This window comes from Streptomyces sp. NPDC058632 (assembly GCF_042717095.1).
In the GTDB taxonomy this organism is placed as follows: Bacteria; Actinomycetota; Actinomycetes; order Streptomycetales; family Streptomycetaceae; genus Streptomyces.
Map to the genome: position 1 here is coordinate 1 of NZ_JBHXQZ010000003.1, position 19771 is coordinate 19771.

At 72.8% G+C, this 19771-nt stretch carries 14 protein-coding genes; 8 read left to right on the top strand and 6 right to left on the bottom strand.

Translation table 11 applies throughout. From position 1 onward, the window contains the following. Nucleotides 1-340 precede the first annotated feature (340 nt). From ACFWVE_RS02065 to ACFWVE_RS02075, 3 genes are all read right to left on the bottom strand, one after another. On the bottom strand, nucleotides 341-586 hold the full coding sequence (locus ACFWVE_RS02065; protein ID WP_384007350.1) for a WhiB family transcriptional regulator: 246 nt from the start codon (nucleotides 584-586) through the stop codon (nucleotides 341-343). A 249-nt stretch (nucleotides 587-835) separates the two neighbouring features. Further along, complete coding sequence (locus ACFWVE_RS02070; protein WP_384007352.1) at nucleotides 836-1876, bottom strand: LacI family DNA-binding transcriptional regulator; 1041 nt, start codon at nucleotides 1874-1876, stop codon at nucleotides 836-838. 126 nt (nucleotides 1877-2002) lie between these two features. Next, nucleotides 2003-3004, bottom strand: a complete 1002-nt coding sequence (locus ACFWVE_RS02075; RefSeq protein WP_384007354.1) for a multicopper oxidase domain-containing protein — start codon at nucleotides 3002-3004, stop codon at nucleotides 2003-2005. A gap of 270 nt (nucleotides 3005-3274) precedes the next feature. Here ACFWVE_RS02075 and ACFWVE_RS02080 point away from each other — a divergent pair, with 270 nt between their 5' ends. After that, nucleotides 3275-5776, top strand: coding sequence for a ThuA domain-containing protein (locus ACFWVE_RS02080; RefSeq protein WP_384007356.1), 2502 nt, complete (start codon nucleotides 3275-3277; stop codon nucleotides 5774-5776). 8 nt (nucleotides 5777-5784) lie between these two features. Beyond that, the gene (locus tag ACFWVE_RS02085; RefSeq protein ID WP_384007358.1) at nucleotides 5785-8004 is read left to right on the top strand and encodes an OmpL47-type beta-barrel domain-containing protein; all 2220 of its coding nucleotides are present in this window, start codon (nucleotides 5785-5787) and stop codon (nucleotides 8002-8004) included. Between the two features lie 202 nt (nucleotides 8005-8206). Here ACFWVE_RS02085 and ACFWVE_RS02090 read toward each other — a convergent pair whose 3' ends face one another. Beyond that, nucleotides 8207-9397, bottom strand: a complete 1191-nt coding sequence (locus ACFWVE_RS02090) for a zinc-dependent alcohol dehydrogenase (RefSeq protein WP_384007360.1) — start codon at nucleotides 9395-9397, stop codon at nucleotides 8207-8209. A 199-nt stretch (nucleotides 9398-9596) separates the two neighbouring features. Between ACFWVE_RS02090 and ACFWVE_RS02095 the strand changes: the two genes are divergently transcribed. Continuing rightward, nucleotides 9597-10610 carry a DUF3048 domain-containing protein gene (locus ACFWVE_RS02095; RefSeq protein ID WP_384007362.1) on the top strand — a complete coding sequence of 338 codons (1014 nt, stop codon included), beginning with the start codon at nucleotides 9597-9599 and terminating at the stop codon, nucleotides 10608-10610. A gap of 87 nt (nucleotides 10611-10697) precedes the next feature. Here ACFWVE_RS02095 and ACFWVE_RS02100 read toward each other — a convergent pair whose 3' ends face one another. Further along, nucleotides 10698-11165 (bottom strand): MarR family winged helix-turn-helix transcriptional regulator, encoded by a 468-nt coding sequence (locus tag ACFWVE_RS02100; RefSeq protein WP_384007364.1) that lies wholly within the window; start codon nucleotides 11163-11165, stop codon nucleotides 10698-10700. A gap of 187 nt (nucleotides 11166-11352) precedes the next feature. Here ACFWVE_RS02100 and pcaH point away from each other — a divergent pair, with 187 nt between their 5' ends. The 4 genes from pcaH to pcaD are packed head-to-tail and all read left to right on the top strand — an operon-like array spanning nucleotide 11353 to nucleotide 15276. Next, nucleotides 11353-12150, top strand: a complete 798-nt coding sequence (pcaH, locus tag ACFWVE_RS02105) for a protocatechuate 3,4-dioxygenase subunit beta (RefSeq protein ID WP_384007366.1) — start codon at nucleotides 11353-11355, stop codon at nucleotides 12148-12150. 5 nt (nucleotides 12151-12155) lie between these two features. Next, the gene (gene pcaG / locus ACFWVE_RS02110) at nucleotides 12156-12761 is read left to right on the top strand and encodes a protocatechuate 3,4-dioxygenase subunit alpha (RefSeq protein WP_384007368.1); all 606 of its coding nucleotides are present in this window, start codon (nucleotides 12156-12158) and stop codon (nucleotides 12759-12761) included. Then, entirely contained in the window at nucleotides 12758-14134 is a 1377-nt protein-coding gene (pcaB, locus tag ACFWVE_RS02115; RefSeq protein WP_384007369.1) for a 3-carboxy-cis,cis-muconate cycloisomerase, read from the top strand. The genes pcaG and pcaB overlap by 4 nt, the downstream gene beginning before the upstream one ends. Beyond that, nucleotides 14131-15276: a 3-oxoadipate enol-lactonase gene (pcaD, locus tag ACFWVE_RS02120; RefSeq protein ID WP_384007371.1), complete on the top strand. Its 1146-nt coding sequence runs from the start codon at nucleotides 14131-14133 to the stop codon at nucleotides 15274-15276. The genes pcaB and pcaD overlap by 4 nt, the downstream gene beginning before the upstream one ends. A gap of 225 nt (nucleotides 15277-15501) precedes the next feature. On the opposite strand, the gene ACFWVE_RS02125 is transcribed toward pcaD, so the two are convergent. Further along, nucleotides 15502-18240, bottom strand: coding sequence for an ATP-binding protein (locus ACFWVE_RS02125; RefSeq protein WP_384007373.1), 2739 nt, complete (start codon nucleotides 18238-18240; stop codon nucleotides 15502-15504). A gap of 426 nt (nucleotides 18241-18666) precedes the next feature. Here ACFWVE_RS02125 and ACFWVE_RS02130 point away from each other — a divergent pair, with 426 nt between their 5' ends. Then, nucleotides 18667-19674, top strand: coding sequence for a DUF2510 domain-containing protein (locus tag ACFWVE_RS02130; protein WP_384007374.1), 1008 nt, complete (start codon nucleotides 18667-18669; stop codon nucleotides 19672-19674). The last annotated feature ends 97 nt before the right edge of the window (nucleotides 19675-19771 follow it).

Here is a 19771-nt window from a genome sequence, read left to right on the forward strand (position 1 = left end):
GGCGGACGGGGCGGCCCGCCGCCGTCTGCCCCGCCGGCCGTCGTCCCCGGGGGCCGGCGGGTCAAGTCGGAGGTGACCGGCGGCGTCTTTCCGGCCGGCGCGAGCGCGGGGTCTGGTGCGTCCAGCCACGAGGCGGAGGGGCAGCCGACACGCCGGGGCCCCTCCCACGCGTGGGGCCCCTCCCCGCTCGAGCGGAGCCGGGCCGGGGGCCGGCAAGCGACGACAACGCCGCTGGGCGCACCCTCTGCTCGAAGAGCTCGGGGGAGGGTGTGCCGGACCCCGCGTCTTCGGCATGATCCGCCGGACAGGCCCCAACGGCCTCGTCCGCACCCGCTGTCTGTTACCGGGACGGACGGCGCAGCTCCAGCCGCTCCTTCTCGGAGAGTCCGCCCCAGACGCCGAAGCGCATGTCGTTGCTCATGGCGTAGTCGAGGCAGGCGGCCCGGATGGGGCACAGACCGCAGATCCGCTTGGCGTCACGGACCGAGCTGCCGGGCTCGGGGAAGAAGAAGTCTCCCCCGGTCTGCGCGCACAGGGCCTCCTCCTGCCACGCGAGGTCGGGCGACGCGATGGTGTCGATGTGCATGCCCGACAGCGTGCCGGGCGGCGAAAAACGTTCGATCAACGCGGGATCAACGCGGCTCCCCGCGCCTGGGGTTCCGGCCCGCACCCGGACGCCCATGCCCGCGCCCTCGCCGTCCGTCCGACCGTCCGTCCGTCCGCACGAACGATGCCCGCACCGGCGCCGGAACGCACGGCGGCGCGCGGAGTGTTTCACGTCGGGGCACGGGCACGCGCAGGCGCCGTCGGGGGCAGGGGCCCCGGCGCCCGGACCTCATGCGGAGGCGCGGCGCACCAGGGTCGTCGGGAAGATCACGCCGGAGGGGGCGCCGCCCGCGGTCTCGTGCGCGGCGGTGGTGCGGTCGAGGCCGCGCAGCAGGAGCCGGGCCATGAGCCGGCCCATCTCCTCGATGTCCTGGCGGACGGTGGTCAGCGGGGGGTCGGCCTGTTCGGCGAACGGCAGCATGTCGTCGAAGCCGACCACCGCCACGTCGTCCGGCACCCGGCGCCCGTGCTCGCGCAGCACCCGCAGCGCTCCCACCGCGGTGAGGTCGTTGGCGGCGAACACGGCGTCCAGGCCGGGGCAGTTCTCCAGCAGCTCCCGCATCGCCCGCTCGCCGCCGGCCAGGGTGAAGTCGCCCTCCGCGACGAGCCGCGGATCGGCGTCGGCCATGGCGTCCCGGTAGCCGTCGAGCCGGTCCACGGCCGAGGTCTGGTCCAGGGCGCCGGTGATGTGCGCGACCCGGCCGCGGCCGAGGCCGAGCAGGTGCCGCACGGCGTCGCGGGCGCCGCCGCGGTTGTCGCTGTCGACGTAGACGACACCGTTCCCGCCACCGGACCAGCCGGGCCGGCCGCCGAACACGACCGGGACGCCCGCGCGCTGGATCAGCTCGGGCAGCGGGTCGTCGAGGTGCAGCGAGAAGACCAGCGCGCCGTCGACATGGCCGCCGGCCAGGTAGCGGGCGACGCGGGCGTGGTCGTGGCGGCCCTCGGTGAGCAGCAGCACGAGCTGGTTGTCGTGCGCGGTCAGCTCCCTGCTGATGCCGCGCAGCTGGCGGGCGAAGAAGGGGTCGGCGAAGACGCGGCTCTCGGGTTCGGCGACGACGACGGCGACGGCGTCGTGCCGGTTCGTCACCAGGGTGCGGGCGGCCTGGTTGGGCACGTAGCCGAGTTCCTCCACCGCCCGCCGGACGCGCTCGGCCAGGGGTTCGGTGACGCCGTCGGCGCCGTTGACCACGCGGGAGACGGTGGCCCGCGAGACCCCGGCCCGCGCGGCCACGGCCTCCAGGGTGGGGCGCGGCACTGTCTCGGTCACGTCGGGGACTCCTCACCAGCGGCTGCCGATCAGGATAGCCCCGGAGTCCCGGGAGGTGAGAGCGCTCTCGCCGAGGGGCCGCCCCGCGGTACGCCCGTGTCCCGTGGCCCGCGCCCCTGGTCGCCGTCAGTGCTCGTGTTCCCCGCTTCCGCCCTTCTCCGGGGCGGGCTCCCGACCGTGGTCGTGTTCGTGCGGGTCGTAGCCGGGGATCGTGCCGTCCGGCTTCTTCACCAGGAACATCCCGGTCATGCCCATGTCGGAGTGGCTCTGGACGTGGCAGTGGTACATCCAGGCGCCCGCTCCCACCCCCTCCCCCGCGATGATCTGGAAGCCGAAGGAGTCCGCGGGACCGACGATCTTGTTGTCGATGACCTGGCTCGGGTCGTCGGGTCCGGTGAGCATGCCGGTGCGGTTGTCGGCCCAGCGGTGACCGTGCATGTGGAAGGTGTGGTAGTACTCGCCGTGCGTGATCATGACGATCTCGACGCGGTCGCCGACGGTGGCCTCGAGGTCGGGGCCGGTGTGGGCGGGCCTGTTGTTGATCGTCATGTCGTTGAAGACGATCGTGTGCGTGCGGTCCGGCAGCACGTCTCCCCTGCGCCGCACGATCACCCCGCCGTACAGGCCGTTGCGGATGCCGCCGGTGCCGTGTTCCGTGCCGACGACGTGGTCGTGGTAGTGCCAGTAGCCGGCGCTGCCCGACCGCCAGGTCCCGTCCGGGCGCCGTCCGGGCTTGTGGGTGCGCCAGGTGTAGGTGCGGGTGCCGCCGGGCGCGACGTCACTGCGGTTCATCCTGGTGCCGTCGCTGGAGATCTCGTAGTCCAGGCCGTGGACGTGCAGGCTCACCGGTACGTCCATGGTGTTCTCGAACTCGACGTGCAGCGTGTCGCCCTCGTTGAGCTCGATCAGCGGGCCGGGGACGGACGCCTTGCCCTTCTCCAGGCCGTAGCCCATCCTTCCGCCGTCGAGGCGCTCGGCGTACAGCTTGATGCGTCTGACCTCGCCGCCGGCGGGCGCGGTCTTCGCCGGTCCCGGCGCGCTCACCGCCTCGGAGGATCCCAGGGACAACGATGTCGCGGCGACCGCTCCGCCCAGCAGCACCCGTCGGTTGAAGTCGCGTCTGTCCATGCCGAACTCCCCCTACTGGTACGGAACGTGATGGGGCCGATGATCGAGAGGCGTGAGCACGATGGCTGTACGACGGCCATGAGCTGGCTGTCATGAACCTGGGAAACCGTACCGGCCCCCCTTCCGTTTATCCACACTCAGGACAAAGTTCGTTTCACTGCGGCCATAGGTATTGGCGTATGGCGCAAAGAGGTCTAGCTTCCTTGACGCTGTTGCTGCGACCGAGGAGGGGTGGGTGGCCACGTGCGGTTCACATCGCATCAAGGACCCATGCGCTTGCACGGGTTGAGCACGAGAAGCACGAGAGCGACCAGAACGAGACGAAGGGCCTGGGCGGCGACCGTCGCCGCCGGGGCCGTCGCCGCCGGACTGCTGTCGGGTCCCGCCGCCACCGCGCGCCCGGCTCCCGACCCGGCCCTGACAACGATGTCGATCAAGTCGCCCCCGGGCGGCGCGAACGTACGGGTACTGCTGTTCCACGGTTCCGCCGCGGCCGGCGACGAGTCGCCGCTGGTGAACGCCGGGATCGAGGCGATCGAGAAGATCGGGCTGTCCGGTCCGCAGAACCAGCGGTTCAGGGTCACGGCGACGGACGACGCCTCGGTGTTCACCGACGACACCAGGCTGAGCCGCTTCAACGCGGTCGTCTTCCTCACCGGCGGCGGGGATGTCCTCGACCCGGCCCAGGAGGCGGGCCTGGAGGCCTACATGGAGGCCGGCGGCGGGTTCGTCGGCGTGCATGACGCGGCCCGCGCGGAGCCGTACTCGGACTGGTTCACCGGTCTCATCGGCGCCCGCCCGGCCGCGGCCGGCCCGGCGAACGTGCAGCGGGCGACCGTCGAGGTCGGCGACCGGCAGCACCCGGCGACCAAGAGCCTGCCGCAGGAGTGGAAGCGGCCCGACACATGGCTGAACTGGGAGAAGAACCCGTCCGGCGAGGTGCACACCGTCGCCAGGGTCCGCGAGTCGAGCTACCGGCCGGGGGCGAGCGCCAACGGCGCGGACCACCCCGTGAGCTGGTGCCGCGACTACGACGGCGGCCGGTCCTTCTACACCGGCATGGGCGGCACGGTCTCGTCGTACGACGAGACCGACTTCCGCGACCATCTGCGCGGCGCCCTGCTGTGGACCAGTCGGCTGGTGCAGGCCGACTGCAAGGCGACGATCGACGGCAACTACGACGCGGAGCGGCTGACCCAGCCCAACCAGCCGGGCCGGAACGACCAGATCGGTGAGCCGCACGGACTGGTCACGGCCCCCGACGGCCGCGTCTTCTACATCGGCCGCGGCGGCGCCGACTCCTCGCAGCCCGTGGTCACCGACTGGAACGACCCGGACATCGGCAAGGGCACCGGTGAGATCCACGTCTACGACCCCAGGACCGGGAAGGTCACGCTCGCCGGGGCGCTGACCGTCTTCGGCAACAAGGGCAGCGGCGACGAACTGGTCAAGGCCGAGGAGGGGCTGCTCGGCATCGAGCTGGACCCGCGGTTCGAACGGAACGGGTGGGTGTACCTGCACTACACGCCCCACTCGGAGATCGACCGTGACAAACGCATGGCCGACCGGCGGGTCTCCCGCTTCACGTTCGACGAGTCCACCGGCAAGCTGGACCTGGCCAGTGAGAAGGTCCTGCTCGACTGGCCGGTGCAGATCCACAGTTGCTGCCACGCGGGCGGCGGGCTGGCCTGGGACTCCGAGGACAACCTGTACATCGCCACCGGTGACAACAACTCCAGTCGCTTCAGCGACGGTTACTCGGGCAACAACCCCGAGCCGAACTACAAGGGCGTCTCCTTCGCGGACGCGCGCCGCACGGCCGGCAACACCAACAACCTCAACGGCAAGATCCTGCGCATCCACCCGGAACCGGACGGCACGTACACCCTCCCCGAGGGCAACCTGTTCACCGGCGAGGAGAGCGCCGAGGGCGGCGGCAAGACGCGCGGCGAGATCTATGTGATGGGCGTGCGCAACCCGTCGCGCATCTCCGTCGACCCGGCGACCGACGTGCTCTACGCCGGCTGGGTCGGCCCGGACGCCGGTCAGCCGTCGACGACCTGGGGCCCGGCCAAGTACGACACCTTCGCCGTGATCACGAAGGCGTCCAACCGCGGCTGGCCGTACTGCATGGGCAACAAGCAGCCCTACCGGGACCGGAACCTTCCCGATCCGTCGCAGCCGCTCGGCTGGTACGACTGCGACAACCCGAAGAACGAGTCGCCGAACAACGACGGCCTGGTCGATCTGCCGCCGGTGACCGGCAACAACATCTGGTACTCGCCGCAGGGCGGCGGCCCGGACTTCCCCCGGGACGGGAACGGTGTCCCGTCCTACCGGCAGGACGAGGCCATCTACCGGCTGCCCTGGCTCAAGGGCGGCGGGCAGGCCGCGATGAACGGGCCCGTCTACCGCTTCGACGAGGCGAGCGGCAGCGACACCAAGTGGCCGGCCTACTGGGACGGCAAGTGGTTCGTCGGCGACTTCTACGACGCCGACCAGCCGCGCAACGCGGTGCTCATGAACCCGAAGACGCAGGGCGACGGCGGACTGCCGGTGCACTCGGAGTCGCTGAAGAAGATCGTGCCGGTCGGCAATGACGGCATCAAGAGCCTGATGGACTGGAAGTTCGGTCCGGACGGCGCGCTGTACGTCCTCGACTACGGCCGCGGCTTCTTCACCTCGGACTCCAAGTCCGCTCTGTGGCGGGTCACCTACACGGGCGGCGGCCCGACCCCGGCCGCCGGTCAGCTGGCGAGGAAGGCCGAGTGAAACCAGTGATGCGTAGGCAACGAAGAGTCTGGGCCGCACTGCTGGCCGCCCTCCTCATGATGCTCGGCCTGCAGACCGCCTCCGCGGCCGGCGAGCCGGAGGCCGGGCGGACGGGGAAGGCCGGGGCCTCGGCGGTCCAGGTACTCACCTGGACCGCGGGCAACGACATCGACAAGTACCTCACCGCACCGGCGACCGCGGTGGCCGGACCGGCGACGATCGTCTTCGAGAACAGCGTGGCCACCGGCAACACCACCGGTATGCCGCACACGTTGACGTTCGCCACGTCGGACCCCGAGTTCAACGACGACGTCCAGCTGAACATCCTGGCCAACCCCGGTGACGCCCAGGGCGGCCGGCACACCGCCGAGGTCACGCTCACCCCGGGCCGCTACTTCTACCACTGCACGATCCCCGGCCACGGCATGATGCAGGGCATCCTCGTCGTGACCGAGGGCAGCGGGGAGGACACCACGGCACCCGAGGCGACGGCCGAGGTGACCGGCACGCAGAACGCCGAGGGCGCGTACGTCGGTTCGGCGGGTGTCGCCGTCGAGGCCACCGACGAGGGCTCGGGCGTCGACCGGATCGAATACGCGATCGGCGCCGACGGCGCCTGGCAGCCGTACACAGCGCCGGTGGTCGTCGACCAGGTCGGCACGCACACGGTGCGCTACCGCGCGCTGGACAAGGCGGGCAACGTCTCGGCGGAGAAGAGCGTCGGGTTCACCGTCGTCGCCCCGCCGACGGACGACACCACCGCACCGGAGACCTCGGCGACGGTGGACGGCGAGAAGAACGCCGACGGTGACTACATCGACATGGCGACCGTCACCGTCAGCGCCTCCGACACGGGCTCCGGGGTCAACACCATCGAGTACGCGCTCGGCGCCGACGGTGCCTGGCAGGCGTACGGCGGCCCGGTGATGGTGCATCAGGCCGGCACCCACACCGTGCGCTATCGTGCCACCGACAAGGCGGGCAACGTCTCGGCGGAGAAGAGCGTCGGGTTCACCGTCGTCCCCGCGCCCCCGCAGGACACCACCCCGCCGGTGACGGGCGTGAACGTCGAAGGCGCGAAGAACTCCGACGGGGCGTACGTCGGCAGCGCGAAGGTGACCGTCAGCGCCACCGACGGGCACGACGGTTCCGGCGTCGCCGGTATCGAGTACTCGCTCGACTCCGGGCCCTACCTGGCGTACACGGAGCCCGTCGTCGTCGACCGGGCGGGCAGGCACACCGTGGCGTACCGGGCGAGCGACAAGGCGGGCAACACCTCCGCACCGCTCACGGTGAGCTTCACCGTCGTGACCGGCCAGGTCCCCGCGCCACCCTGCCCGGAGTACGACGAGCGACTGACGGTGATCGTCGGCGAGGTCGATTCGGGCGTGCCCAACCGGGTCACCAACAACCGGTGCCGGATCGGCGAGTTGATCGAGGACGAGAAGGAGTGGGCGTCCCACGCGCTGTTCCTGAAGCACGTGAGGAGCGTGCTGGACAAGCTCAAGAAGGAAGGTGTCGTCGACCAGCGCGAGTACCGGGCCGTCAACCAGGCGGCCCGCCAGTCCGGGATCGGCAAGCCGGGCCAGACCGACGGCTACCGCAAGATCCTCGACGGCAGTGCGGAGGCGTTCGCCAAGTGGCAGCAGGTGGGCGGTGGTTCGTTCGCGCTGAACCCGGACGGATCGATCACCTCCGGCACCACGAAGTCCGGGCTCGGCATGCTGTGGTTCCCCGAGCGCAAGTACGGCGACTTCTCGCTGAAGCTGCAGTGGCGTGACGACGCCCCGGGCACCGGGAACGCCAACTCCGGTGTGTTCGTGCGGTTCCCGCAGGTCCACGACCACCCGGAGGAGACCCGGCCGGAGTGGGTCGCCATCAAGTACGGGCACGAGGTCCAGGTGTTCGACTCGCCCACCGGCGACATGTACAAGACGGGTTCGGTCTACGGCTTCGACCGGGTGGGCCTGGCAGGCGCCGGTGTGACGCAGAAGGGCACCTGGAACGACTACGAGATCCGGGTGGAGGGCCAGCACTACTCGGTCTTCCGCAACGGTGTGCTGATCAACGAGTTCGACAACACCGGCGGTCAGGACTTCACCCCTCCGCGCTCGGACGACCCGGGCACGGACGGGCGGCGGTTCGCCTCCGGCTACCTCGGCCTCCAGGTGCACGGCACGACGGACGTGGTCTCGTACCGGGACGTCCGGATCAGGGAACTGCCGTGAAACGGGGGGGCGGCACCCACCCGCCGTCACACCCCGCCGATGCCCCGGGGGGGGTGCGGGGGGGCGCGGGGGGGGGGCGCGGGGGGCCGGGGCTCCCCGCCCCGCCCCGGCCGTACCCGCCGGGGTTCACCCGGCGTCTTCGGACACTCGGGCGGGCACGGCGGACCGCCGGGTCCGGTGAAGCGCGCGGCTACGGCTACGGCTACGGCTGCATGAGGATCTTGACCGCGCCGTCCCGCTTGCGCTGGAACATGTCGTAGGCCCGGGGCGCGTCCGACAGCGGCAGGCGGTGGGTGGCGAAGTCATCGACACCGAGGGGGTCGTCGTCCGTGAGGTGGGGGATGATCTCGTCGCTCCAGCGGCGCACGTTCGCCTGCCCCATGCGTATCTGTATCTGCTTGTCGAACATGGTGAGCAGGGGCATGGGGTCCGCCGAGCCGCCGTAGATGCCGGAGATCGAGACGGTGCCGCCGCGGCGCACCAGGTCGATCGCGGTGTACAGGGCGGCGAGCCGGTCGACGCTGAAGCGTTCGGCCAGGGGACCGCTGAGTTTCCGGGGCAGCAGCGCCGCGGCGTTCTGCACCATGCGGGCCGCCGCGCTGCCGTGTGCCTCGGTGCCGACGGCGTCGATCACGGCGTCGGGGCCGCGGCCGTCGGTCTGGTCGCGGATCGCGCCGACGAGTTCCTTCTCGTCGTCGAAGGAGCGCAGGTCGAAGGTCTCCACGCCCCGTTCGCGGGCCCGGCGCAGCCGTTCCGGGACCAGGTCCACGCCGAAGACCCGGTCGGCTCCCTTGAGCCGGGCGATCCGGCAGGCCATGTCGCCGATGGGGCCGAGGCCGAGCACGGCGATGCTGCCGCCCTTCGGGACGTCGGCGTAGGCCACCGCCTGCCAGGCGGTGGGCAGCACGTCGGAGAGGTAGACGAACCGGTCGTCGGACGGCCCTTCAGGGACCTTGATCGGGCCGTACTGGGCCTGGGGGACCCGCAGGTACTCGGCCTGGCCGCCCGGCACCGCGCCGTAGAGACGGGTGTAGCCGAACAGGGCCGCGCCCATGCCCTCGGCGCTGACCTGGGTGGTCTCGCACTGGGTGGGCAGACCCGTGAGGCACATCCAGCAGTTGCCGCAGGCGATCTGGAACGGCACGACGACGCGGTCACCGGCCTGGAGGTCCGGTACGCCGGCGCCGACCTCCTCGACGATGCCCATGGGCTCGTGGCCGAGGATGTCGCCGGGGGTCATGAACGGGGTGAGCACCTCGTAGAGGTGCAGATCGGAGCCGCACAGTCCGGTGGACGTGACGCGGATGACGGCGTCCGTCGGTTCCTCGATCCGTGGGTCGGGCACGTCCTCCACGCGGACGTCCCTCTTTCCCTGCCAGGTCACTGCCTTCATCGCCGCCTGCTTCCTGCGTCGTCGTGGCCGGTGCGCCGTCCGTACGGCGGGTTCCGGGTACCCGTGCGCTCCCCGCCGAACCGCGCGCCGCTGAGCCGATCGGCGGAGGCCGCCGCGCGGGAACACCGTCGATCAGGCATGGCCACCGACGATCAGAAAAGCGCACAATCAAGACAACCGATGATGTGGGGCAGGCAGGGTGGCGACGGTGGGCACGGGACGAGGAGCGCACACACGACGTGTCGCGACGGCGGGAACGCTGCTGGCGACACTGCTGGCGGCCGGTCTGGCGGCGGGCTGCACGGCGTCGAACGGTCCGGGTGACGACGGACGCGGAGCGCCCCGCACAACGCGGCCGGGCGGGACGGAGGGGACCGACGGGGACGGCCGCCCGGCGGTCCTCGCGGTGAAGATCGACAACGCCCCCGCGGCCCGGCCCCAGACGGGCCTGGAGTCGGCGGACGTGGTGTACGTGGAGCAGGTCGAGGGCGGCCTGAGCCGGCTGATGGCGGTCTACGCCACCCGGCTGCCCGAGTCCGTCGGACCGGTGCGCAGTGCCCGGGAGGCCGACCTGGAGCTGCTGCGCCAGTTCGACCGGCCGGTTCTGGCGTTCTCCGGGGCGCAGGGCAGGCTGCTGCCGCTGATCGACCGGGCACCGCTGGAGCCCTTGACACCTGGGACGTCCGGCGCGGAGGCGGACGTCTACGTCCGGGGTGCCACCCGGTCCGCCCCGCACAACCTCTATCTCCAGCCCCGGCTGTTCATGGACGGCCCGCCCGGCCGGGCCTCGCTGACCACCGGCTTCCGCAACGGCCCGCCGCCCGCGGGCGGCGGATCCGAGAGCACGCGTACGGTGCGCTATCCGGCGGCCCGCTTCACCTTCACCTGGTCCGACGCCCGGGACCGCTGGCTGGTCTCCATGGACGGCACCCCCACGGTCACCGCGCGGGGCGAGCCGGTGGCGCCCGCGACCGTCGTCGTGCAGTACGTGACCGTCCGCCCGTCCGGCTACCACGACTCCCAGGGCAACAACACGCCGTACACCGAGACGGTGGGCTCCGGAACGGCCACCGTGCTGCGCGACGGGCGCGCCCACGACGTCCGCTGGAGCCGCCCGGACGCCTCGGACGGCACCGCCTTCACGACGGACGACGGCACTCCGGTGAACTTCGCGCCGGGACAGGTGTGGGTGGTCTACGCGGAGACCGCCTGACCGGCGCGGGGACCGTCACCGGCCCACCCGGGCGCCGGCCCACCCGGGCGCCGGGTCACCCGGGCGCCGGGTCACCCGGGCGCCGGGTCACCGGGCCGCCGGGGCCGCCGGCTCGCCGGGACGGCGCAGCCCTTCGGCCGCGTCCGCCACCCGTCGGATCAGCTCGAAGAAGGCGGCCTGCTCGTCGGCGTCCAGCGGGCCCAGGAAGACCTGGTTCATCCGGGCGGTACGCACCGTCAGCCTGCGGTGGGTGCGCAGGCCGCCGTCCGTGAGCCGGAGCAGGAAGCGGCGGCCGTCCTGCGGGTCACGGACCTTGTCGAGCAGTTCCCGCCGGATGAGCCGGCCGATCACCTCGGCGATGGTGGACCGGTCGAGACCGACCCGCTCCCCCACGGTCCGCTGGTCCAGGCCCGGCTCGGCGACGAGCGCGTTGAGGACCGCGAACTGCGGGGAGGTGATCTCCTCGGACACCATCGTGTTCCACAGCAGGTGGTGCGCCTGCTGGAGCCGCCGGGCCAGGTGCCCGGGATGCGTGGTGAGGTCCACCGCGGCCATGTACGCCCCTCGCTGCCGATGCTGCCGATGCTGCCGATTCGTTGGTGCACTGAACAATACCTCTGCGTGGCCGGCCCTGTCTGCGACCCATGACGACATCGGCGCAGGAAGAGCGAGGGTATTGACGCTCCCGCCCGACGGTGGCAGCGTGAAGGAGTTGTTGCGAAAATACTCAGTGCCCTGACTAATGAAGGTGGTGGCCTCTGTGACGGACGTTCTCACCCAGCACGACATCGACCAGGAGATCGCGGCCGAGCACGCCGCGTACGAGAAGCGGGTGGCGGGCGGCGCCCCTGTCGAGCACCATCCGCGCCGCGACTACCGGCCGTACCGTTCGTCGGTGCTGCGCCACCCCCGGCAGCCGGCGATCGCGGTCGACGTGACCAGGGACCCCGAGCTGGTGGAGCTGTCCTCCCCCGCCTGGGGGGAACGTGACGTCACCGGGACCGACAACGATCTCACCCGGCAGCACACCGGCGAGCCCGTCGGCGAGCGGATCACCGTCTCCGGGCGGCTCCTCGACCGGGACGGGCGTCCCGTGCGCGGTCAGCTGGTGGAGGTCTGGCAGGCCAACTCGGCCGGGCGGTACGCCCATCAGCGGGAGCAGCACGACGCCCCGCTGGACCCGAACTTCACCGGCGCCGGCCGCACCCTCACCGACGCCGACGGCTTCTACCGCTTCACGACCATCCAGCCGGGCCCGTATCCGTGGCGCAACCACGTCAACGCGTGGCGCCCGGCGCACATCCACTTCTCCGTCTTCGGCACCGCCTTCACCCAGCGGCTGGTGACACAGATGTACTTCCCGAACGACCCGCTGTTCCCCTACGACCCGATCCTGCAGTCGGTGACCGACGACGCGGCCCGTCAGCGGCTGGTGGCGACCTACGACCACAGTCTGTCGGTGCCTGAGTTCTCCCTCGGCTACCACTGGGACATCGTGCTCGACGGGCCGCGGGCCACCTGGACGGAAGAAGGGCGCTGACCGGCATGACGAAGATCGACACAGGCAGTCCGGAGAGCGTGCTGCCCACCCCCTCGCACACCGTGGGCCCCTTCTACGGGTACGCGCTGCCGTTCCGCGGCGGCGAGGACATAGCGCCGCTCGGCCACCCGGACACCGTCACCGTGCACGGCTACGTGTACGACGGCGGGGGCGACCCGCTGCCGGACGCGCTGCTGGAGGTGTGGGGGCCGGACTCCCGGGGCAACCCGGCGACCGCCGACGGCTCGATGCGGCGGGACCCGGCGAGCGGCGACTTCCTGGGCCGCAACGGGGTGGAGTTCACCGGCTTCGGCCGGATCCAGACCGACGCCGACGGCCACTGGTACGTGCGCACGCTGCGGCCGGGGGCACGGGGGCGGCACGCTCCGTACCTCAGTCTGTGCGTGTTCGCGCGGGGCCTGCTGACGCATCTGTTCACCCGGATCCACCTGCCGGGCGACGAGGCGGCACTCGCGGCGGACCCGCTGCTGTCCCGGCTCGACACGGAGCGCCGCGCCACGCTGATCGCGGCGGACGAGGGGCGGGGGACATACCGTTTCGACGTCCGTCTTCAGGGTGAGGGTGAAACGGTCTTCTTGGAGTTCACGTGACATCAGCCGATGCCGGCACCGGCCTGCTCGCCCCCGGGTGGGCCGGTTCACCGGCCGCCGCCGAGGCCGGTGACGGCGCCGTCCTGCGGGCGCTGCTCGACGCCGAGGCCGCGCTGACCCGGGCGCAGGCGGCCGCCGGGCTCGCCCCCGCCGGGGCCGCCGCGGCGGTCACGGAGGCGGCCGCCGACCCCGGGCGCTTCGACCTCTCCTCCCTCGCCGAGCGGGCGCGGGGCGGCGGGAACCCGGTGATCCCGCTGGTCGCGGATCTGACCGGGGCGGTGGGCGAGCCCTACGGCCCCTATGTGCACCGGGGTGCCACCAGCCAGGACATCATGGACACCGCGCTGATGCTGGTGGCCCACCGCGCCCTCGGTCCGCTTCTCGAGGACCTCGACCGCGCTCAGCGGGCGCTGTCCGGCCTCGCCGCCGAGCACCGCGACACGGTGCTGCCGGGTCGGACGCTGACCCAGCACGCGGTGCCGACGACGTTCGGGCTGAAGGCTGCCGGCTGGCGCTCCCTGGTGCTCGACGCACGCGACCGGGCGACGGCCGTACGCGTCACGCTCCCCGCCCAACTCGGCGGCGCGGCAGGGACACTGGCCGCGTTCACGGCGTACGGGGCGACGGATCCGACCGGGCTTCCCACGCTCTACGCCCGGGAGCTGGGGCTGTGCCCGCCCGCTCTTCCCTGGCACACGCTGCGCACCCCGGTCGCCGACCTCGCCGGCGCTCTCGCCTTCACCGCCGGAGCGCTGGGCAAGCTCGCGGCGGACGTGCTCACGTACTCCCGAACCGAGATCGCGGAGGTCGCCGAGGGCAGCGGCGGCGGGTCCTCCGCCATGCCGCACAAGGCCAACCCGGTGCGTTCTACGCTGATCGCGGCGGCGGCCCGGCAGGCCCCGCAGCTCGCGGCCACGCTGTACGGCTCGCTGGCGGCCGAGGACGAGCGGCCGGCCGGGGCCTGGCACGCCGAGTGGGAGCCGCTGCGGGAACTGCTGCGCCTGGCCGGCGGCGCGGCCTGCAACGCCGCCGAACTCACCGAAGGACTCCGGGTGCACGCGGACGTCATGCGCGAACACCTGGACCTGACGCACGGGTTGATCGTCTCCGAGCGGCTGTCCGCCGAGCTGGCGCCCGTCCTCGGGCGCGGCCGGGCGAAGGAGCTGCTCACCGGTCTGGCGCGGCGCGCGTATGCGGAGAACCGCGGCCTCGGGGCGTTGCTCGGCGAGATGCTCGAGGAACTGCTTTCCACGGAACCGGAGTTGGCTGAGCGCCCGGAGTGGAAGAGTTTCGACCTCGCCGCCGCGACCGACCCCGCCCGTTACACCGGCTCCGCCGGACCTCTCACCGACCGTGCACTGGAGCGCTCGTGACCGACACTCTCCTCAACCACCTTGTCGAAGGGTCCCGTTCCGCTCCCCCGCTGCTGCTCGGCCCCTCACTGGGCACGTCGTACGCCCTGTGGGACGAGGTGGCGCCCGAGCTGTCGGTCGTGCACCGGGTGGTCCGCTGGGACCTGCCGGGGCACGGCGGTTCGGCGGCCGGGCTGATCGGCCCCGGCGCGAGAGTCGGCGATCTCGCGGACCTGGTGATCGCGCTCGCCGACTCGCTCGGCATCGAGCGGTTCGCCTACGCGGGGGTGTCGCTGGGCGGGGCGGTGGGTCTGGAGCTGGCGGTACGGCATCCGGAGCGGGTGTCGTCGCTGGCCGTGATCTGTTCCTCGGCGCACTTCAACGGTGCGAAGGCGTGGGAGGAGCGGGCGGCGCTGGTGCGGAGCGAGGGCCTGGCGGGGCTCGCGAAGAGCGCGGACTCCCGCTGGTTCACGCCCGGTTTCACGGTGCCCGAGCTGGTCCGCGACCACCGGGACGCCGATCCCGGGGCGTATGCCGCCTGCTGCGACGCGCTGGCCGCGTTCGATCTGCGGGACCGCCTCGCCGGGATCGGGGCGCCGACGCTGCTGGTGGCCGGCCGGGAGGATCCGGCGACGCCCCCGGCGCATCTGCGCGAGATCGCCGACGCGGTGCCGGGGGCGGCGCTCGTGGAGATTCCGGGTGCCTCGCATCTGGCGCCGGCGCAGCGTCCAGAGGCGGTGCTGACGGCGCTGCGGGCGCACTTCGGCGGGGACGCGGCGAGCGGGATGCGGGTACGGCGCGAGGTCCTCGGGGACGCGCACGTGGACCGGGCCCAGGCCCGGCAGACGCCGTTCACGGCGCGGTTCCAGGACTTCATCTCGCGCTACGCCTGGGGCGAGGTGTGGACCGACCCGACGCTCAGCCGCCGCGAACGCAGCATGATCACGCTCACCGCCCTGGTCGCGCACGGCCACTACGACGAGCTGGCCATGCACGTCCGCGCGGCACGGCGCAACGGGCTCACCCCCGAGGAGATCGGGGCCGTCCTGCTGCAGACGGCGGTGTACTGCGGAGTCCCGGCGGCCAACTCGGCGTTCGCCACGGCCCAGCGGGTCCTGGCGGAGACGGAAGCGGAGACGGAGGAGCCCGGCGCAGCGTCGTGACCCGCGGCCGGGCCGGTGGACGACGGGAAGGCGGGCGCGGACCGCGGCAGCCACACCGCGGCGAATGCCCCGGCGGCCCGTACCTTCCGTGGGTGACACCGGCACGGGTCCGCTGCCGCCGGGGCTCCGGGCGGGGCGGCCGTCGCCATGGGTCGCCCCGCCCGGGAGCACGCGCGCCGGTCGGTGGTCGAGTGGGGCGGCGCCCATCGGCTGCGGGCCCGGGGGTCACCGTGGCCGGTGGTCCGGGACTCCTCCGGGGATCACGGCCCGGTCCGCGGTCGCCGTCCGGCCGGCGACCGCGGTCAGTTCGGCCTCGGCGCGGGCGGCCAGGCCGTCCGCACCGCAGGAGCGGGCGAGGGCCAGGCCCCGCTCCAGGTCGGTCCGGGAGCGGGCGAGGATGCCGTACTCGACGCGGGCCGCCGCGTGTTCGTACTGGCAGGGTGAGGACTCCAGGTAGGCGGCGGCCTGCGCGGCGAGCCGCACCGCCCGCCGACCGGTCTCCAGGGCGGCGGCGCAGCGCAGGGCCTCCCCCATGGCGGTGTCCGTGCCGAAGCGCTCCGCCTGGCGGCGGTGCTCGACGGCGAGCCGGGCGGCACGGGCCGGGTCCTCGGTGGCGAGGGCGCGTGCGAGGTCGGCGGCCCAGAAGACATGGACGGGGTTGTGGTGGCCGCGGGAGGCCGCCGCCTTCTCGGCGGCCTCCAGTTCGTTGATGCCGTCCTTCGTACGGCCGACCGCGAGCAGCAGCCTGCCGCGCACCGAGCGGGGGTCGGGCAGCACGATGGTGGACGGGTAGGGAGGCGTGAACCCGTGTCGTTCGGCGATCTCCCAGGCCTCGTCCACATGGCCGCGGACGAGCAGGGTGTCGACCAGGTTGCAGGTCGCCGTCCAGTACAGGGGCAGGCCGCGGCCCACCCGTTCGGCCAGGCTCAGGGATTCGCGCAGCGACTTCTCCGCCGCCGCGAGGCGGCCCCGCCTGCGGTGTGCGAGACCGACGTAGGCGTGGGCGAGGGCCAGGTGGCCGCCGCTCCAGCCCGCCGACTCGTAGGAGCGCAGGGCCTCGGTGTAGAGGCTCTCGGCGCGGTCGAGGCGGTCGGTGTAGGCGTACGTGCTGGCGAGCATCAGGAGCAGTTCGACGCCCCACTCGGCGTCGGTCCAGCCGAGGCCGGGCGCGAGACGGCCGTTGACGACGGCGCGGTCGCTGATCGCGGCGACCTCCTCGGCGTTCTCGCCGCGCATCATGGCGTCGAAGCCACGCAGAATGAGCAGCGCGCGCTCGGAGTTGTCCCGGCCGGTGCAGGTGGCGGCGAGGGCGGCGAGGCGTTCGGAGCGGCCGGGGGCGGTGGTCTCGCCGGCGTGGATGCCCTCCCACATGAACTGCACGGCCTGCAGTCGCATACGGGCGGCGCCGGGCTCCAGCCGGGCGGTCTCCGCCTCGACGGTGCGGACGGCCTCCTCCATCTGGTTGTTGTGCATCAGCGCCTGGGAGAGCCGGACCACGGCGTCCACCCGCGCGTCCCCGTCGAGGCCGGACATGCCGAGCGCGGTCCGCAGATGGCCGATGGTCCGGGCGGGCGCGGTGAGGAAGGTGGCGCAGCCCAACTCGTAGAGCACGCGCGCGTGGACCTCGGGGCGGGGCGGTTCCCCGAGGGCTCGCTCCAGGCAGCGGCGGGCGGCGTCCGGGGCGCCGACGGCGAGGTGTTCACCGGCGGCGTCCCGCAGTTGCCGGACGAGTTCCTCGTCGTCGTCCGGGTGCACTTCGAGGAGGTGGCGGGAGGCGGCCGCGGCGCCTCGTCCGGAGTCGGTGACGATCCGGGCGGCTATGCCGTGCATGGCACGGCGCAGCGCGTCGGGGATGGAGTTGTAGACGGCGGTGGCGATCAGCGGGTGGACGAACTCGAGGTCGGCGGGTCCGCTGCGGCCGGCCCCGGGTTCGGGTGCGGTGAGGATGCGGGCCGTGCGCAGGCGTTCGGCGCAGCGGACGGCGTCGGCGTGGTCGAGGGTGGCGAGCTCGGCCACCAGGCCGACGGTGATGTCGCTGCCGAGGATGGCGGCGGCCCAGGCGAACCGGGTGGCGTCTATGCCGAGTTCTTCCAGCCGGGTGACGAGTCCGCCGCCGCGGGCGGAGCGGTTCAGGTCGCGCAGTTCACCGGCGTGCGCCTCGACGGGTTCGAGTGCGCTGTCCCGGACCTTGGCGAGCAGTTCGACGGTCTCGTAGGGGTTGCCGCCGGTGACGGCCCACACCTCGCGGCAGAACGCGTCGTCCGCGTGCTCGCCGAGGGTGGCGCGGGTGAGGCCGGCCGCGGCGGGCGGGGTCAGAGCGCTGAGAACGGTGACGGGGTACCCGGCCGCCTCGGCGACGGCGTCCAGGTGGCGGGCGCTCACCCCGGAGATCTCGCCGGGCCGACGGGCGACCACGACGAGAACGGGCAGGTCCGCCAGGCTTTTCGCGAAGACGGAGAGCCAGTACAGGGTCTCCTGGTCGACCCAGTGGGCGTCGTCGATCGTCAGCACCAGCGGCCAGTCCCGGCGGGCCAGCCGGCGCACGGCGGCGACCAGGCCCTCGCAGACGCCCTGCGGGTCGGCGTGCCGGTCGCCGGGCTCGGCTATGCCGAGGGCGGGGCCGGCGATGCCGTACCAGTCGCCGAGGTACTCGCGGGCCTCTTCCGGCGCCATCGACACCAGCGCGGGCTGGAGGAGTTGGCGTACGACGTGGAACGGGACGGTGCGCAGGGTCTCGCCGCCGCGGGCCGACCACACGGTGCAGCCACGCTGTTCGGCGATGCGCCGGGTCTCGGCGAGCAGTGCGGTCTTGCCGAGCCCCGCCTCGCCCCGCAGCACCAGCAGGCTGCCGGGCGAGGAGCGGTCCGTGCACAGGGTGTCGACCACCGCGGTGATGGCGGCCACCTCCTCGTCCCGCTCCCAGAGAGAGGCCGAGGCCGATGCCGTGGGCCGTACCTCCGTCATCCCACTACCTCCCCAAGTCGCCCGAACGACGTACAGACGTCGAGCGTAGTCCTCCGGCGGCCCCGACGGAGCGGTACCGGCCGGGCTCTTGCCGTGACGGGTGACACCGGGTACAGAGGTCGACGCACCCTACCGCTCACCAGGGCCCCGACGGTCAACGCCTTTCACGGTGGGGGCGGGTGATGGTGCGTCGGATCGTTTCGGCAGGGGCGGGAGGCGGGGCGGGGACCTCGGGACGGGGACCTCGGGGCGAGGCTCTCCGGGGACGGGTTCCCGGGAGTCGGACACCCTGCCGCCCGCCCGTTCGGGCTCGCGGGCCCGCACGGGCGCACACGCGGGAGCCCGCGAGGGCCCGGGGAACCTCGGAATCCCGGATATACGGACCTCTCTCATCCCTCTTTCACCGACGCCTCATACGGTGGGGGCATGACGCAGGCGACTCCTCCCGGGTGGTATCCCGACCCCGGGCAGACGAATGACGGACCGGCCTCCGAGCGCTGGTGGGACGGCACTGCCTGGACGGACCAGGTCCGGCCGGCGGGATCGGCGCCCGCCTGGGGCCCTCCGATACCGGGCCCGGCGTATTCCACCCGGCCGACCCAGCCGACGTATCCCGCGTACCCGGCGCATCCCGGGTATCCCGGGGTCGTGCAGTCCGGTTCGGGCTCCGGCCGAGGGCGCGGACTGCGCATCGGCATCGCCGTGGCGGCGGCCGTCGCGGTGCTGGCGAGCATCGGGGTCGGCGTGTACGCGCTGACCGACGACGGCGGGAGCGACAGCTCCACCGCCTCGCAGGCACCGGGCGGACGGGACGGCGGGCCGGGCGGGGACACGGAGCGCGGTCCGGGTGAGGAGGGCGAGGGGGGCCCCGGCCCGGACGATTCGGAGCCCCCGCGGGTCGAGAGCGGGTCGGTGACCGACGGACTGAGCGGGATCAGCCTGCCCATCCCGGACGGCTGGTACGGCCAGGAGGGCCAGGCGGGCGCCCAGATCATGTCGGAGGACACGTACGACTGCCCCGGCGACACCTCCAGCACCTGCACCAAGGGCGGCGCGTACTCGGCACCGGCGCTGGCGCTCGGCACCCGTGGCTCCACCGCGGAGGAGGTGGCCAAGGCGGACATCTCCGCCAACGCCGAGGAGTCGTACGGCGGCGGTTCCTACGGGAAGATCAGCTCGCACGAGGTCCTCGAGTCGAAGGCGGTGACCGTCGCCGGGCAGAAGGGCTACCTGGTGCGCTGGAAGGCGGTCACCAGCAAGGGGTCCGACGGGTACGTCCAGTCGCTGGCCTTCCCCTCCCCCGCGCAGCCGGAGCAGATCGTCGTGGTCCGCTTCGGTGTGGACACGGACCAGAAGCAGTCCGTCCTCGACGACATCACCAAGGGCATAGAGGAGGCGGAGGGCAGCGGCGGCGGCACCGGCCAGGACGTCTGAGCCCACCGCCGTGACGTCCTCCTCGGCGTCCGCCTGGGCGTCCGGCCATGGAAACGACGGCCGGGTGGGGTCCCCCTCCGCTCAAGGGGAGCCCCAC

Excerpts from the sequence above, each read along its gene's own strand:
- ACFWVE_RS02065 (WP_384007350.1), bottom strand. The coding sequence starts at position 586 with ATGCACATCGACACCATCGCGTCGCCCGACCTCGCGTGGCAGGAGGAG.
- ACFWVE_RS02125 (WP_384007373.1), bottom strand. The coding sequence starts at position 18,240 with ATGACGGAGGTACGGCCCACGGCATCGGCCTCGGCCTCTCTCTGGGAG.
- ACFWVE_RS02130 (WP_384007374.1), top strand. The coding sequence starts at position 18,667 with ATGACGCAGGCGACTCCTCCCGGGTGGTATCCCGACCCCGGGCAGACG.
- ACFWVE_RS02085 (WP_384007358.1), top strand. The coding sequence starts at position 5,785 with ATGCGTAGGCAACGAAGAGTCTGGGCCGCACTGCTGGCCGCCCTCCTC.
- ACFWVE_RS02090 (WP_384007360.1), bottom strand. The coding sequence starts at position 9,397 with ATGAAGGCAGTGACCTGGCAGGGAAAGAGGGACGTCCGCGTGGAGGAC.
- ACFWVE_RS02075 (WP_384007354.1), bottom strand. The coding sequence starts at position 3,004 with ATGGACAGACGCGACTTCAACCGACGGGTGCTGCTGGGCGGAGCGGTC.
- ACFWVE_RS02080 (WP_384007356.1), top strand. The coding sequence starts at position 3,275 with ATGCGCTTGCACGGGTTGAGCACGAGAAGCACGAGAGCGACCAGAACG.
- pcaH (WP_384007366.1), top strand. The coding sequence starts at position 11,353 with ATGAAGGTGGTGGCCTCTGTGACGGACGTTCTCACCCAGCACGACATC.
- pcaG (WP_384007368.1), top strand. The coding sequence starts at position 12,156 with ATGACGAAGATCGACACAGGCAGTCCGGAGAGCGTGCTGCCCACCCCC.
- ACFWVE_RS02100 (WP_384007364.1), bottom strand. The coding sequence starts at position 11,165 with ATGGCCGCGGTGGACCTCACCACGCATCCCGGGCACCTGGCCCGGCGG.